Source organism: Streptomyces sp. NPDC048288, assembly GCF_043201555.1.
Taxonomy (GTDB): domain Bacteria; phylum Actinomycetota; class Actinomycetes; order Streptomycetales; family Streptomycetaceae; genus Streptomyces.
The window spans coordinates 1-15,426 of sequence record NZ_JBICZD010000007.1; the positions used below are offsets into that span (position 1 = coordinate 1).

Below are 15,426 nucleotides of genomic sequence, written 5' to 3' on the forward strand. Positions count from 1 at the left end.
TCGGACGGGCAGCTGGAGTTCGTGGGGCGTGCGGATGCGCAGGTGAAGATCCGTGGGTTCCGGGTGGAACTCGGCGAGGTCGAGTCGGTGTTGGCCGCCCATGTGCAGGTCGAGCGGGCCGGGGTGGTGGCGCGCGAGGGGCGGCTGGTCGGGTATGTCGTCGGGGACGTGGACGCCGAAGCGCTGCGGGCCTTCGCCGCAACTCGGCTGCCCGAGTACATGGTTCCGTCGGCGGTCGTCGTACTCGACGCGTTCCCGCTCACCGTCAACGGCAAGATCGACCGCTCCGCCCTGCCCGCTCCCGACCTCGGAGCGGGCGGTTCCCGGGGTCCGGAGACGCCTGCGGAGGAGGCGTTGTGCGCCCTGTTCGCGGAGTTGCTCGGGGTGGAGGAGGTCGGGGCGGAGGAGAGTTTCTTCGCGCTGGGCGGCGACTCGCTGCTGGTGATGCGGTTGATCGCGCGGGTGCGGGCGGAGCTGGATGTGTCGGTGGGGGTCCGCGAGGTGTTCGCGGATCCGACGGTGGCCGGGGTGGCACGCCTGGTCGACCGGGCCGGGGCGGCCGCCGGCGCGCCGCTGCGCCGCCGGGAACGTCCGGAGCGGGTGCCGCTGTCTTTCGCGCAGCAGCGGATGTGGTTCCTCAACCGGATCGAAGGCGCCGACGGCGACGGTGAGGGGGCCGCCGCCTACAACCAGCCGTTCGCCCTGCGGCTGTGGGGCCAACCGGACGTGGCGGCGCTGGAGGCGGCGCTCGGCGACGTGGCGGACCGGCACGAGAGCCTCCGTACGGTCTTCCCCGACGTGGAGGGAGTGCCGTACCAGGAGATCCGCGAGGGGGCCGAGGGCCGCCCCCGGCTTCGGGTGATCGAGGCCGGCGCGCGCTGGCGGGAGGCGATGGCGGAGGAGACCGGGCGCGGATTCGACCTCGGGACGGAACTGCCGTGGCGGACCAGCCTGTTGAGGGTCGCGGAGGAGGAGTGGGTCCTGCTGCTGGTGTCCCATCACATCGCCTCCGACGGCTGGTCGATGGGCGTCCTGGCGCGGGACCTGAGGACGGCGTACCGGGCCCGGCACGGCGGCCGCCCGCCGGAGTGGGAACCCCTCCCGGTCCAGTACGCGGACTACGCGCTGTGGCAGCGCGAGGTGCTGGGCGAGCTGGACGACCCGGACAGCGCGGGGGCCGGTCAGATCGCTCACTGGAGGCAGGCGCTGGGCGGGGCGCCGCAGGAGACGGCGCTGCCCTTCGACCGCCCGCGCCCGGCGACGCCCTCGTTCCGCAGTGGTTCGGTGCCGGTCGGGGTGGACGCGGCTACGCATGCCCGGTTGGCGGAGTTGGCCGCCCGGAGCGGGGCGACCATGTTCATGGTGGTGCATGCCGCGCTGGTGGTGCTGCTGGCGCGGATGGGCGCCGGGGAGGACGTCTGCATCGGCACACCGGTGGCCGGCCGCTCGGACGCTCAACTGGAGGAGCTGGCAGGGTTCTTCGTCAACACCCTGGTCCTGCGGACGGACTTGGCGGGGGATCCGTCGTTCGCCGAGATACTGCGGCGGGTGCGTGAGTCGGACCTGTCGGCGTACGCGCACCAGGACGTGCCGTTCGAGCGGCTGGTCGACGAGCTGAACCCTGCGCGCTCCGCGGCCCGCAACCCGTTGTTCCAGGTGATGCTGGCGCTGCAGAATCTGCCTGAGGCGCAGTGGGACCTCGACGGCCTGACCGTCGAGGCGGTTCCGCCGGCACAGGCCCCCGCGGCCCGCTTCGATCTCTCCCTGTCGCTGAACGAGCGCCGCTCCGACAGCGGCACCCCGGCCGGTCTCGGCGGCGGGATCCTCTACTCCGCCGACCTGTTCGACGAGCGGACCGTACGCCGTCTCGCCGAACGACTGGCACGGGTGCTGGAGCAGGCCGCGACCGACCCCCAAGTCCACCTGAGCGCCTTCGAGTTGTTGGACGAGGCCGAGCGGTCCGCGGTCGTCGAGGAGTGGAACGGCACGGCGCGGGATGTGGACGCGTCGACGGTGGTGGAGCGGTTCCGTGGGTGGGCGGTGCGGACGCCGGGGGCGGCGGCGTTGTGGTTCCGGCAGCAGGCTTTGTCCTACGGGGAGGTGGATGCGCGGTCGGATGCGTTGGCGCGGGGTCTGGTTGCCCGTGGTGTGGGTCGTGAGTCGCGGGTGGGGCTGTGTCTGCCGCGTGGGGCCGAGATGGTCGTGGCCATGTTGGCGGTGTGGAAGGCGGGCGGGGCGTACGTCCCGTTGGATCCGGAGTATCCGTCGGATCGGTTGTTGTTCATGGTGGCCGACAGTGGTGCGGAGTTGGTGCTGGTCGCGGAGGAGACCGTGGACCGGTTGTCGGCGGACGTGGAGACGGTCCTGGTGGGCGAGTTGGGGACCGACTCGGGTGAGCTGCCGGAGGTCACCTCCGATCAACTGGCGTACGTCATCTACACGTCAGGGTCCACCGGTCGTCCGAAGGGTGTCGCGGTCGCGCATGCCTCCGTGGCGCACCTGGCGTCGGTCATGCGTCCCGTCCTGGGAGTGGAACCCGCGGTGACAGCGCTGCAGTTCGCGTCGTTCAGCTTCGACGCGGCGGTGCTGGACGTGGCCGTGACCCTCGCCGCCGGGGGCGCGTTGGCGATCGCCTCGCCCGACGAGCGGCTGGACGGTGCGGCGCTGGCGCGCATGGTCGAGGCGGCCGGGGTCGAGGTGGCGAGCGTGGTGCCCTCCCTGTTGCGTGCCCTGGAGCCGAAGTCGGTTGCGGGGGTGGCGAATTGGGTGCTGGGTGCGGAGCGGTTGGAGGCCGGTCTCGCGGCCAGGTGGCGTGCGGGCGCCCGTCTGTGGAACACCTACGGGCCCACCGAGGCCACCGTCATCACCACCGCCGTCCTGCTGGAGGAGGGCATCACCGGCGAGGACGCACCCCCGGCCGTCGGTCGGCCGCTGCCCAACGTCCGTACCTATGTGCTGGACGCGTATCTGCGGCCCGTGCCCGCGGGTGTCACCGGGGAGCTCTACATCGCCGGTTCGGGTCTGGCCCGGGGCTATGTCAACCGGCCCGAGCTGACCGCGGAGCGGTTCGTGGCCTGCCCGTTCGGTGCCGGCGAGCGGATGTACCGCACGGGTGACCTGGTCCGCTGGCTGCCCGACGGTGACGGCAACCTGGCCTTCGTGGGGCGTGCGGACACCCAGGTGAAGATCCGCGGGTTCCGCGTGGAACTCGGCGAGGTCGAAGCCGTGCTCGCCGCCCACCCGGACGTCAGGACGGCCATCGCGACGGTCCGCGAGGACCGGCCGGGCAACCCGCGCCTCGTCGCCTACGTCCTGCCGGCCGACCCGGAGGGCGGGCGGAGTGTGGAGACCGGGAGCGTGCGTGAGCACGCCGCGACGCGTCTCCCGGACTACATGGTCCCGTCCGTCGTCGTGGTCCTCGACGCCCTGCCCCTCACCGTCAACGGCAAGGTCGATCACGGCGCTCTCCCCGTCCCGGAACTGGACGACGGCGCCTTGGGCCGCCGGCCCCGGACCGAGACGGAGGAACTGCTCTGCGCCCTGTTCGCCGAGGTACTGGGCATCGACCGGGTGGCCGCCGACGGCAACTTCTTCGACCTGGGCGGCAACTCCGCGCTGGCGATGCACCTCGCGGGCCGGATCCGGTCGGAGGCCGGTGTCGAGCTGGACATGAAGCAGTTCTTCAGCAAGCCGACGCCGATCGGCGCGGCGCGCATCCTGGCCCTGAAGGAGCGGCCCCCGGTGGTCGCGGTCGAGCACGAGGGCGGTGTGGCGCCGGCGACGGCCGGGCAGCGGCTCGACTGGCGGCGCGCCGCGGCCAACTCCCGGACCCGGGCCCTGCAGTCGTCCGTGGCCCTGCGCCTGCGCGGCGAACTCGACCACGACGCCCTGCGGGCAGCGCTGGCGGACGTGGCGGCACGGCACGACATCCTGCATACGGTCTTCGCCGAGACCCCTGACGGCGGACTGGTCCAGCGGATCCTGGACGCCGACGACCCCGCCGCAGTTCCCGCCCTGCCGCTCGTCGAGGCGACCCAGGAGGAGCTTCCCGCCGTCCTCGCCGCCCGCGCCGACCATCGCTTCGACCTCGGACGCGAAACGCCCTGGGTGTCCACCCTGTTCGCGCTCTCCGACACGGACCACGTCCTCCTCCTCGTCCTCCACCGGATCGGCGCCGACGACGTGTCCCGGGACGCTCTCGTACGCGACGTCGCCGTGGCGTACGGCGCGCGCCGCGAGGGCCGTGCCACGGAACGCGCGCCGCTGCCCCTGCAGTTCGCCGACTACGCGGTGTGGCAGAACCGCCGACTCGCAGACGCGGAAGCAGAGGCGGAAGCAGAGGCGACGGCGGCGGACGCCGAGGGGAGTGGGGTCGGCGACCAGATCGCGTACTGGAAGGAGATGCTGGCGGACGCCCCGACCGCGACCGTCCTCCCCACGGACCGGCCGCGGCCCGCCCGGCCGAACCACCGGGCCCGCTCGGTGCCGCTGCGCGTCCCGGCCGCGACGCACGCCCGCCTGATGGACGTGGCCCGACCGCTCGGCGCGACCTCGGCGGCCGTCGTCCACGCGGGTCTCGCGATGCTCCTCGCCCGGATGGGCGCGGGTACCGATCTGACGATCGGCGCCGTGACGCAGCGGCCGGCGGCCGGCGGTGAACTCGAAGCCGCCATGGGCCCGTTCGCCGGGTTGCTGCCGCTGCGCACCGACATCTCGGGCGACCCGACGTTCGGGGAACTGCTCGGCCGCGTCTGGGAGACCGCAGGAGAGGCCGACGTACGCGGCGACGTGCCGTTCGCGCGCATCGCCGAGATCCTGGGCGTCGCGGACGAGGCGCCCGGCGACCCGCATCCGCTCTTCCAGACCGTCCTGGACGTACGGGAGGACACCGCGGAGAAGTGGGACGTCCCGGCGTTCCCCGGCCTGAACACCTCGACGGTCGACCTCGGTGCCCCGGCGTCCGGGTTCGATCTGTCGCTCCGGCTGACCGACCGCTACCGGGACGACGGCGGACCTGGCGGCCTCGACGGCACCCTGGACTACGCCGAGGAACTCTTCGACCGGGCCACCGCGGCCCGCCTCGCGAAGCGGCTCGTCCACGTCCTCCAACAGGTGGCGGCAGATCCCGGACTGACCCTGAGCCGGATCGACATCCTGCTCGGTACGGCGGAGTTCCGGCGGCTGACCGAGGAGTGGAACCTGGGCGCGGCCCGGGTCCCGGACGGCACCGTGCTCCCGGCGCTCGCCGAGTCCGCGGCCCGCGATCCGCGTGCCGTGGCCGTCCGCGACCGGGACGGTCACCTCACCCGGCGCTCGCTGGACCGGGCGGCGGGCCGGCTCGCCGCACGGCTGGACCGGCTCGGGGCGGGCGCGGGCGGTGTCGTCGTGGTGGCGGCCCGTCCCGGCACCGGCTGGGCGGTCGCCGTGCTCGGGGTGCTCAGGTCCGGTGCCGTGTGCCTGATCGCGGACCCGGACGACCCCGCGGGCCCGCTGGCGGCGGCCGCCGCGCTGGGCTGCGAGCGGCCGGCCGCGCTCGTCCGGTCCGGCGACGCCGCCGTGCCGGGGACGGGGACGGTGCCGGTACTGCGGGTGGAGGATGCGATCCGGGCCGGGAACAGCAGGCTGCGCCGCACCGCCACGGTCCGGGCGCCGTCGCCGTCCCAACCGGCGGTCGTACTCCCCGTGGAGGCACCGGACGGCACCCTGGTCGGCGAAATGCTGGATCACCGGTCCCTGCTCGGTCGGGTGATCGATCGTCAGGCGGCGTCCCCGGCAACGGGATCGGCCGACGGCGCGGTGCGTCTGGACGCGGCCGCACCCGTCGCCGAACTGCTCGTCGGGATGGTGGCCGTGCTGCGCGGCGGCGGCACCGTGGAACTGGGGGACACCACCGTCGTACCCGCGACGGAGCGGCCGGACCGTGAGCCGGCGCCGGCCGCCGTCCGGTTGCCCCGCACCGCGCGCGCCTACGTCCTCGACGCCTGGCTCCGGCCGGTCCCGGCCGGGGTGGCAGGCGATCTGTATGTGGCGGGCCCGTCCCTGGCCCGGGTGTATGCCGGCGCGCCGGGCCGTACCGCGGGCAGTTTCGTGCCCGACCCCTTCGGACCCGGTGGCGACCTGATGCTGCGCACCGGCCGGCGTGCGGCGTGGACCTCCGACGGACTGGTGGAGCCGCGCGCCGCGGAGGACGGCGGCGCCGACCTGTCGGCACCACGACGTGCCGGACGCCGACGCGACGACCTCGACGCGCTGCTGGCGCTGCGGTCCGGGGGCTCCCGCACACCGCTGTTCTGCCTGCACCACAGCACGGGCCTGGCCTGGTGCTACTCCGGCATCCTGCAGCACCTTCCGGAGGACCTCCCGGTCTACGGCCTCCAGACGCCCGCCTTCGCCGGCCGCGGGGCGATGCCGGACAGCATGGACGCGATGGTGGCCGGTCACGTCGAGCGCATCCGTGCGGTGCAGCCCGAGGGGCCGTACCAGCTGCTCGGCTGGTCCTTCGGCGCGGTGCTCGCCCAGGCCGTCGCCACCGCGCTGGAGGAGCAGGGCCAACAAGTCTCGCTGCTGGCGCTGCTGGACGGATTCCCCGGCGGACACCGGGAGGCGGAGAGCACCCACGAGGAGGACGGCGACGGGGTGGACCGCGAAGGGCGCGTGGTGCTCAGCGGTCCGGAGCTGGGGGCGCCGCTGGCCGATGCGTTCACACGCGACATGGAGGGGACGAAACAGCACATGATCGGGTTGGAGCGGCTGCACACACCCCGGCGCTTCGGCGGTGACGCGCTGCTGTTCCTGGCCACCGAGGGCGGTCTGGCCCAGATGTCGCTCGACGCGAAGCGCACGACCTGGGAGCAGTACATCGCCGGCCGCATCGACGGGATCGAGGTCCCCGCCAACCACATAGGGCTGCTGTGGGCCGAGAGCGCCGCGGTCATCGGGCGCGCGGTCGCGGAACGGCTCGTGGAGCAGCAGTCCGCGTCAGACACGTCGGACACGTCGGACACGTCAGAAAGGCAGAACCCCGCATGACGCAGTCGTTCGAGCTACAGGTCGACAAGCGCCGGAGCCTGCTGGACCCGGTGCCGGAACTCCTGGAGATCAGTGCGCGGGCGCCGCTCTCCAGGGCGCCCGGGGGAATGCCCGGCTGGATCGCGACCGGCCGTGAGGTGGTGCGGCAGATCCTCGGTGATTCCGAGCGGTTCTCCAACGTGCCGCCCCCGGAGCCCGGCGGCCGCAAACTCGATCAGCACGAGGGCAGCCTGCTGCACATCGACCCGCCGGAGCACAGCCGGTTGCGGCGGCTGGTGGCGCCCATGTTCACGGTGCGGCAGATGCGGCGGCTGGAGCCGATGATGGAGCGGATCGTCGCGGATCACCTGGACTTGCTGGAGCGGGCGGGACAACCGGCCGACCTGATGCGGCACTTCGCCCGGCCCGTGTCCGGCCTGGTCCTCGCCGAGATACTCGGCCTGCCCCGGGACGACCTGCCCGAGCTGTCCCGGCTGAGCGACTACCGGGCCGCCGGGCACAGCGCCCGCCGGAAGCCGGCGGCGACGGCGTACTTCAGGCACTTCGAGCAACTGGTCGCGGAGCAGCGCCGTCATCCGGGCGAGGGTCTGGTCGGGACGCTGATCCGGGAGCACGGGGACAGGGTGACGGACGAGGAGCTGGCCGGACTCTGCGAGGGCATCGCCAACGGCTCGATCGAGAACACCGCGGAGGCCATCGCCCTGGGCACCCTGGCCCTGCTGCTCCATCCCGAGCAGCTGGCCCTGTTGCGGGAACGGCCCGAGCTGATGGACCGGGCCGTGGAGGAACTCCTGCGCTACGTCTCGGTAGTGGCGGTCGTCTCGCCGCGCACGGCGTTGGTCGACGTGGCGATCGCCGGCGAGGTGATCAAGGCCGGCGAGGTGGTGTCGTGTTCGGTGCTCGCCGCGAACCGCTGCCCGCACGGCGACGGCCTCGCGGACGGCCTGGACATCGCGCGGGAGGAGTCCGCCAACCACCTGGCCCTGGGCCACGGCAGCCACTTCTGCCTGGGTGCCGGGCTGGCACGCGTGCAGATGCGGATCGCCTTCACCGGGCTGCTGGAGCGGTTCCCCGGCCTGCGCCTCGGCGCCGGGGTGGAGGAGCTGCGCTTCCGGCTGCTGGCTCCGCAGTTCGGCGTCGAGACGCTTCCGGTCGCCTGGTGACGCCGGTGACCGGCGCGGACGGGGGCGCGGCGCGCGTCGAGATCCGGGTCGACCGCGACAGCTGCGCGGGCTCGGGGGTGTGTGCCCTGTTCGAGCCCAGGTACTTCGACCAGTCCGAGGAGGACGGCCTGGCGCTGCCGCGCGTCCGCGAGGCGGCACCGGAGGCGCTGCCGGCGCTGCGCGCGGCCGCGTCCCGCTGCCCCGCCGGCGCCATCACGCTGGTGGCGTCCGACGCGCGGGAGAGTGCCGCCGGGGACCGGGCTGACTGAACGGTCGCGTGGGGCGCCCGTTGCAACCTCGGTGTGACCGGGTGCCCCGTAGAACTGGTGGTATGCCGAACACATTTCAGAAGCGTATGGCCGGGCCGGTCCTGGCGGTCCTTTCCGTGCTGACGGCCGGAACAATGCTCGTCGGCTGTTCGTCGGACTCGAAATCCACCGACGCGTCCGACGACGGCCAGGGCTCGTCGAATTCGTCGAGCGGCTCCTCCAATTCGGCCGTCGCCTATTCGCAGTGCATGCGCGACAACGGCGTCTCGAATTACCCCGACCCGAAGGAGGACAGCCAGGGCCGGGTGCAGTTGACGGTCCCCGCGGACGTCGACCAGAACTCACCGACCTTCAAGTCGGCCCAGTCGGCCTGCCAGTCCAAGCTGGTGCAGGGCGACACCGGCGCCGCCGCCAACAGCCGGTCCTTCGACGCGACGAAGGTCGCCGCGTGGGCGAAGTGCATCCGCAAGAACGGTATGCCCAACTTCCAGGACCCCAAGGTCGACGGCAGCACGATCATCATCGACGCCGACGCGGCCGGTATCTCCGGGCAGGACGACCCCAACTTCGCCAAGGCCACGGCCGCCTGCTACAGCATCCGGCCCGGCGGCAGCCTGATGGTCACAGGAGGGGGGCAGTGACCGCTCGCGAGGAGGGGACCGTGGAGACGGCCGCCCCCGAGAGCGGGGCGGACGTTCCGGGCGGGGAACTGGAGCCGAGGGCCGCGGCCCTCGCCTCCTCCTTCGACGGGAACGGCGGTGCCGTGGAGCAGCCGCCGCCCGAGGGCGGTCGCCCGCGGCGCCGCGGGATGCGCATCGCGCTGATCGTCGCGTGTGCGGTGGTGGTCGCCGTGGCCGCGGCCGGCGCCGCCTCGGGCGTGTTCGGCGGCGGGGACGACAAGACCGGGGCGACGGCGCCCTCCGGACCGCCCGCCACGGTGCAGGTGAAGCGGACGACGCTGACCAGCTCCCAGACCGTGGACGGGCAGCTCGGGTACGGCGACACCGCGGCGGTCCAGGCCCCCGGGTCGTCCGGCTCGGCGCAGTCCGGCGGGTCGGCGCAGGGCGGTGGCGGGGCCGGCTCCGGGATCGTCACCTGGATGCCCTCGGACGGCGACACCATCACCCGCGGACAGCCGGTCTACAAGGTCGACCAGCAGTCGGTGCCGCTGCTGTACGGCTCGGTGCCGCTGTACCGGACGCTGAAGCCGGGCAGCAGCGGCAGCGACGTCAGGATGCTGGAGAAGAACCTCCGGGCGCTCGGCTACCGGGGCTTCACGGTGGACGACACGTACGACTCCGGCACGGCCGCCGCCGTGGAGAAGTGGCAGGACAAGCTCGGCCGTTCGCAGACCGGGGAGGTGCGGGTCGGTGACGCGCTGGTGGCCTCCGGCGCGCGGCGGGTCGCCAAGGCGGAGCTCGCCGTCGGCGACACCCTCGCCGGGGACGTGCTCACTTGGACAGGAACCGATCGGGTGATCTCCGTCGACCTGCCCGTGCAGTACGCGGACCTGGCGAAGAAGGGCGGGGCCGCGACCGTCACGCTGCCGGACAACACCACGGTGACCGCCCTGGTGACGGACATCGGCACACCGACGTCGTCGAACGATTCCTCGGGCTCCTCGCCCGCCGGAGGTTCGGGGGGCTCCTCGGGCTCAGGCTCCTCCAACGCCACCGTCCCGGTGGAGCTGAAGGTCAAGGACGCCGCGAAGATCGGCGCCTACCAGGCCGCCTCCGTCAGTGTCGAGTTCGCGTCCGAGACCCGCGCCAACGTGCTGGCCGTGCCGATCAGCGCCCTGTTCGCGCTGCCCGGCGGCGGCTACGCGGTCGAGGTGGTGACCGGGGCGAAGACGGAGTACCGCGATGTGAAGCTCGGGACGTTCGGCAACGGCATGGTGGAGATCTCCGGCACCGGCATCACCGCGGGCACGGTCGTGGGGGTCCCGAAGTGACCGTCGCAGCCCACCCGGTGATCGAGCTGGCCGGAGTCAGCAAGTCGTACGGCGACGTGGCCGCCCTGGTCGACACGGACCTGGTGGTCCACCGCGGCGAGATGCTCGCGGTCGTCGGCCCGTCGGGCTCGGGCAAGTCCACCATGCTCAACATCATGGGCACGCTGGACCGCCCCTCGTCGGGGACGGTGGCGATCGCCGGCCACGCCGTGGACTCCCTCAACGACCGCGAGCTGTCGGCGCTGCGGGCCGGCACCATCGGCTTCGTCTTCCAGCAGTTCCACCTCGCCGCCGGAGTCCCCGCCCTCGACAGCGTGGCGGACGGCCTGCTGTACGGCGGACGGCCCCGCCGTGAGCGGCGTCGGCTCGCCGAGGCGGCGCTGCGCAGGGTGGGCCTGGGGCACCGGCTGCTGCACGAGCCGCAGCAGCTGTCCGGCGGTGAGAAGCAGCGGGTGGCGATCGCCCGCGCGGTGGTCGGCGATCCGCCGCTGCTGCTGGCCGACGAGCCGACCGGCGCACTGGACTCCCGCTCCGGGACGGTGGTGATGGAACTGCTCCACGAGCTGCACGAGGCCGGGACGACGGTGGTCGTCATCACCCACGACCGGGACATCTCGGCGTCCCTGCCGCGCGAGGTCAGGGTCCGGGACGGTCGTATCGAGCACGATTCGGGGGCACCGGGGCCCCGGGCCCTGGCGTACACGGGGGTGGAGCGATGAGCACGACGCAGTCGCCGCCGGCCGGCCGGGAGCGGCCCTGGGCCGAGCTGCCCCCGCCGCCGCGGCCCCGGGCGGCCCGGCTGAGCCTGTCCGACGTGGCCCGGGTGGGCGGCTGGGGCCTGCGCTCGCGGCCCATGCGGGTCTTCCTCTCCGCCCTGGGCATCGCGATCGGCATCGCCGCGATGATCGGCGTGGTGGGCATCTCCACCTCGTCGACGAACGACCTGAACAAGCAGCTGGCCGCGCTCGGCACCAATCTGCTCACGGTCTCCCCGGGCACCACCATGACCGGCGCGAACGCCCATCTGTCCGAGGACGCCGTCGCCATGGTCGGGAGCCGACCCGAGGTGATCTCGGCCTCCGCCACGGGGACCACGGACGCGAAGCTCTACCGCAACGACCGCATTCCGTCGGTGGAGTCCGGCGGCCTCTCGGTCAGCGCGGCGCGGACCGACCTGCTGCGGTCCATCGGCGGGCAGATCGTGGACGGCCGCTGGCTCAACGGCGCCAGCAGCCGCTATCCGGCCGTGGTGCTGGGCTCGGAAACGGCACGCAGTCTCGGCGTCCACCGGGCCGGCCCCGACGTGCAGGTGTGGCTCGGCAACCACTGGTTCACCGTGGTGGGCCTGCTGGCGCACAACGAGCTGCTGCCGGTCCTTGACACACAGGCCTTCGTGGGCTGGCCGGTGGCGGAGAAGGAGCTGTCCTTCGACGGCTATCCGACGACGATCTACACCCGGGCGAAGGACTCCGACGTCGAGAAGGTGCACGGCGTCCTGGGCGCCACGGTGTCCCCGGAGGACCCCAACGAGGTCAACGTCTCCCGTCCCTCCGACGCGCTGGCCGCCAAGAACGCGACGGACAAGACGCTGAGCGGGCTGCTGCTGGGCCTGGGCGGGGTCGCGCTGCTGGTCGGTGGCGTCGGGGTGGCCAACACCATGGTCATCTCGGTGCTGGAGCGGCGCTCGGAGATCGGGCTGCGCCGCTCGCTGGGCGCCACCCGGGGCCAGATCAGGATCCAGTTCCTCGCCGAGGCGCTGCTGCTCTCCGGGCTCGGCGGCGTGGGCGGCGTGCTGCTGGGCATCGGCGTGACCGACGGCTATGCCGCCTATCAGGGGTGGGCCGCCCTGGTGCCGCTGTGGGCGATGGCCGGCGGCCTGGCCGCGACCCTCGCCATCGGCGGACTCGCCGGCTTCTACCCCGCGGTCCGTGCGGCCCGGCTGCCCCCGACGGAGGCCCTCGCGACCAACTAGCCGGCGGCGGCCGTGCCTTGACAGTTGACAATCCGGACCGCGGCGCCCTCGCCGTCCACCCCCGTGCGGAGGGGGCGTCGCACCCCGGTCCGGTGTCCAAGTGCCCGGGTCGGTCGGTTGGACGCCCCTGTCGCGTCGGCGTCCGGCACGTGACACTGGTGACCCGACTGCAGTCGTCCCCGAATAAACAATACCTATATCCAGGGATTGCTCCTCGGATTGTTCCTCGAATTGGTGAGCCTTGTTCGTCCCATAAGTGACGGCTAGGGTTTTCTCATCCACCGAGGAATATGATCCGTGGGAGCGATTATGGCGAACCCGTTCGACGACGAAAACGGGACCTTTCTGGTGCTCGTGAACAGGGAGAATCAACACTCGTTGTGGCCTGCATTCGCAGAGATTCCGAATGGCTGGCGGCTCGCTTTCGGGGAGGCCACGCGCAAGGAATGCCTCGCCTATGTGGAGGAGAACTGGACGGATCTCCGTCCGCAGAGCCTCATCGACGCGATGAGGAAGACCGAGGCGGCCCACTGATGGCCGGCCAGACCGCGGCGACGCGACCCAGGGAGTACCTGTGGCCATGATGGGCGGGCCCGGACCGGTCATGGTCCGATCCGACGGGCCGGATTCCTCGAACGACAGACAGCGGGCGAAGCCCGGAACGACGAAAAGGATCATCCCGTACACCCGCGGGCACCGCCGCTCCATCGGCCTTCTCGTGGTCTGCACCACGCTGAACGCCCTCTGCGCGGTGGCCCCGCCCCTGCTGCTCAAGTACCTGATCGACGACGGCATCGTGGCCCGGGACACCGGGACCGTGGTCTGGCTCGCGGTCGCGGTCGCCGCGGTCTCCGTCCTGGCCGCGCTGGTGGGGTTCGGGGAGACCTGGTTCTCCGCCCAGGTCAGCGAGGGCCTCGTCTACGACCTGCGCGTGAAGGTCTTCGACCATGTGCAGCGGCAGTCGCTCGCCTTCTTCACCCGGGCGCAGACCGGTGCCCTGGTGAGCCGGCTGAACACCGACGTGATCGGTGCCCAGCAGGCGGTCACCCAGATGCTCTCCACCGTGGTGTCCTCCGGACTGACCGTCGTGTTCGTGCTGGCCACGATGTTCTACCTGTCCTGGACGATCACCCTGATCTCCCTCGTGCTGGTCCCGTTCTTCATCCTTCCCGGTCGCCTCATCGGCCGCCGTCTGCAGGGCCTGGCCCGTCGGCACATGCAGGTCAACGCCGAGATGGGCTCGCTCATGCACGAGCGGTTCAACGTCGCAGGCGCGCTCCTCGCCAAGCTCTACAGCCGTCCGGACCGGGAGACCGCCCGCTACGCGCGGCTCGCCGCCCGCGGCCGTGACATCGGCGTCCGCAACTCGGTCTCCATGAAGATGCTCTTCCTGTCGACCATGTTCATCGGCTCGGTCGCCACCGCCGTGGTCTACGGCGTCGGCGGAGTGCTCTCCGTGCACGGCGCCTTCCGGATCGGCACCCTGGTGGCCCTCACCACGCTGCTCACCCGGCTGATGGCTCCGGTGGGCCAGCTGTCGAACGCCCAGGCCGACGCGATGACGGCGCTCGTCAGCTTCGACCGGCTCTTCGAGATCCTCGATCTCAAGCCGCTGGTCACCGAGAAACCCGACGCGGTGGCGCTGCCGCCCGCCGCGACCCGCGACACGGCCCCCGGCGTCGAGTTCCGCGGGGTGTCGTTCCGTCATCCGAGGCCCGCCGACGTCTCGTTGGCCTCTCTGGAGGACTTCGCCACGCCGGCGGCCGAGCGCGACGGCGACAGTTGGGCGCTGCGCGACCTCAGCTTCACCGTCCCGGCCGGCAAGCTCACCGCGCTGGTCGGCCCGTCCGGCGCCGGCAAGACCACCGTCACCCACCTGGTGCCGCGGCTGTACGACCCGGAGGAGGGGACCGTCCTCATCGACGGCCGGGACGTGCGCGACCTGACGCTGGAGTCGCTGGGCGACACGGTCGGCATGGTCACCCAGGACGGGCACCTGCTGCACACGACCATCCGGGAGAACCTGCTCTACGCCCGCCCGGACGCCACCGAGGAGGAACTGGTCGCGGCCTGCCGGGCCGCACAGATCTGGCGGCTCGTCGCCTCGCTGCCCGACGGCCTGGACACCATGGTCGGCGACCGCGGCTACCGGCTCTCCGGCGGCGAGAAGCAGCGCATCGCCATGGCGCGGCTGCTGCTCAAGGCCCCGCCGGTGGTCGTGCTCGACGAGGCGACCGCGCATCTCGACTCCGAGTCCGAGGCCGCCCTCCAGCAGGCCCTCAAGACCGCGCTCGCCGGCCGGACCTCGCTGGTGATCGCGCACCGGCTGTCGACCATCCGGGACGCCGACCAGATCATCGTCCTGGACCAGGGGCGGATCGTGGAGCGCGGCACCCACGACGAACTGCTGGCACTCGGCGGGCTCTACGCCGAGCTCCACCGCACCCAGTTCGCCGGCCGCGCCCTCGCCGCCGAGACCGAGGACGACGCGGAGGAGCTGCTGGAACAGCGGATCCCGGAACCGGTGGTCTTCGGCCCCCGGCAGGTCGGCTTCGGACCCGGACCCGGCGGCCCGGGGATGGCAGGCCCGGGGATGGCAGGACCGGGTCCCCGACCGGTTTTCTTCGGTCCCGGCGGGCCCGAGGGGCCGGGCGGACCAGGAGGACCTGGCGGGCCGGGGGGACCGGGCGGTCCCGGCGGCCCGGGAGGCCCCCGACCGCGCTGAATCCGTCCCCCGGAAGCGGTGCCCGCGACGTCCCACGGCGTCGCGGGCACCGCTGTTCGTTTCCTCGAACCCCTACGCCGGGCCGGTCGCCGTGGGTGACAGGGGTTTCGAACGCCCAGGGGGACTGTTACGTTCGGTGTTGTCTACGGCGGGTGTGTTTATGGCGCTAGGTGTCGAAATAAGAAAGATATCAGCGTGGCCCGGCATTGGCGGCAGAAATACCCGCGGGACGGAGGGTTCGGAAGAAGGTTCTTCTTCCAGGAGCGAAAACAGCCGCCCGTCCTGACGGCGGGGGGCGGACAAGGAGTCGGGGTGGA

At 72.5% G+C, this 15,426-nt stretch carries 9 protein-coding genes; all 9 read left to right on the forward strand.

The window, feature by feature from the left end; all coding sequences use genetic code 11:
- Positions 1 to 42 precede the first annotated feature (42 nt).
- Positions 43 to 7,029, forward strand: coding sequence for an amino acid adenylation domain-containing protein (locus tag ACGFZS_RS25005; protein ID WP_393797021.1), 6,987 nt, complete (start codon positions 43 to 45; stop codon positions 7,027 to 7,029).
- Positions 7,026 to 8,192, forward strand: a complete 1,167-nt coding sequence (locus ACGFZS_RS25010) for a cytochrome P450 (protein ID WP_393797022.1) — start codon at positions 7,026 to 7,028, stop codon at positions 8,190 to 8,192. Before ACGFZS_RS25005 ends, ACGFZS_RS25010 begins: the two co-directional genes overlap by 4 nt.
- The gene (locus tag ACGFZS_RS25015) at positions 8,189 to 8,461 is read left to right on the forward strand and encodes a ferredoxin (RefSeq protein WP_390981332.1); all 273 of its coding nucleotides are present in this window, start codon (positions 8,189 to 8,191) and stop codon (positions 8,459 to 8,461) included. The genes ACGFZS_RS25010 and ACGFZS_RS25015 overlap by 4 nt, the downstream gene beginning before the upstream one ends.
- Positions 8,462 to 8,523: 62 nt before the next feature.
- Positions 8,524 to 9,102, forward strand: coding sequence for a hypothetical protein (locus ACGFZS_RS25020; protein WP_393797023.1), 579 nt, complete (start codon positions 8,524 to 8,526; stop codon positions 9,100 to 9,102).
- Positions 9,099 to 10,412, forward strand: coding sequence for a peptidoglycan-binding protein (locus tag ACGFZS_RS25025; protein ID WP_393797024.1), 1,314 nt, complete (start codon positions 9,099 to 9,101; stop codon positions 10,410 to 10,412). Before ACGFZS_RS25020 ends, ACGFZS_RS25025 begins: the two co-directional genes overlap by 4 nt.
- The gene (locus ACGFZS_RS25030) at positions 10,409 to 11,131 is read left to right on the forward strand and encodes an ABC transporter ATP-binding protein (RefSeq protein ID WP_393797025.1); all 723 of its coding nucleotides are present in this window, start codon (positions 10,409 to 10,411) and stop codon (positions 11,129 to 11,131) included. The genes ACGFZS_RS25025 and ACGFZS_RS25030 overlap by 4 nt, the downstream gene beginning before the upstream one ends.
- Positions 11,128 to 12,384, forward strand: coding sequence for an ABC transporter permease (locus ACGFZS_RS25035; RefSeq protein ID WP_393797026.1), 1,257 nt, complete (start codon positions 11,128 to 11,130; stop codon positions 12,382 to 12,384). The genes ACGFZS_RS25030 and ACGFZS_RS25035 overlap by 4 nt, the downstream gene beginning before the upstream one ends.
- A gap of 309 nt (positions 12,385 to 12,693) precedes the next feature.
- A complete protein-coding gene (locus ACGFZS_RS25040) occupies positions 12,694 to 12,918 on the forward strand; it encodes an MbtH family protein (protein WP_033280615.1) in 225 nt (74 codons plus the stop codon).
- A gap of 70 nt (positions 12,919 to 12,988) precedes the next feature.
- Positions 12,989 to 15,109 carry an ABC transporter ATP-binding protein gene (locus tag ACGFZS_RS25045; RefSeq protein WP_393797027.1) on the forward strand — a complete coding sequence of 707 codons (2,121 nt, stop codon included), beginning with the start codon at positions 12,989 to 12,991 and terminating at the stop codon, positions 15,107 to 15,109.
- Positions 15,110 to 15,426: the final 317 nt, after the last annotated feature.

Coding starts and splice junctions, on each gene's coding strand:
- ACGFZS_RS25045 (WP_393797027.1), top strand. CDS start 12,989: ATGGTCCGATCCGACGGGCCGGATTCCTCGAACGACAGACAGCGGGCG.
- ACGFZS_RS25020 (WP_393797023.1), top strand. CDS start 8,524: ATGCCGAACACATTTCAGAAGCGTATGGCCGGGCCGGTCCTGGCGGTC.
- ACGFZS_RS25010 (WP_393797022.1), top strand. CDS start 7,026: ATGACGCAGTCGTTCGAGCTACAGGTCGACAAGCGCCGGAGCCTGCTG.
- ACGFZS_RS25040 (WP_033280615.1), top strand. CDS start 12,694: ATGGCGAACCCGTTCGACGACGAAAACGGGACCTTTCTGGTGCTCGTG.
- ACGFZS_RS25035 (WP_393797026.1), top strand. CDS start 11,128: ATGAGCACGACGCAGTCGCCGCCGGCCGGCCGGGAGCGGCCCTGGGCC.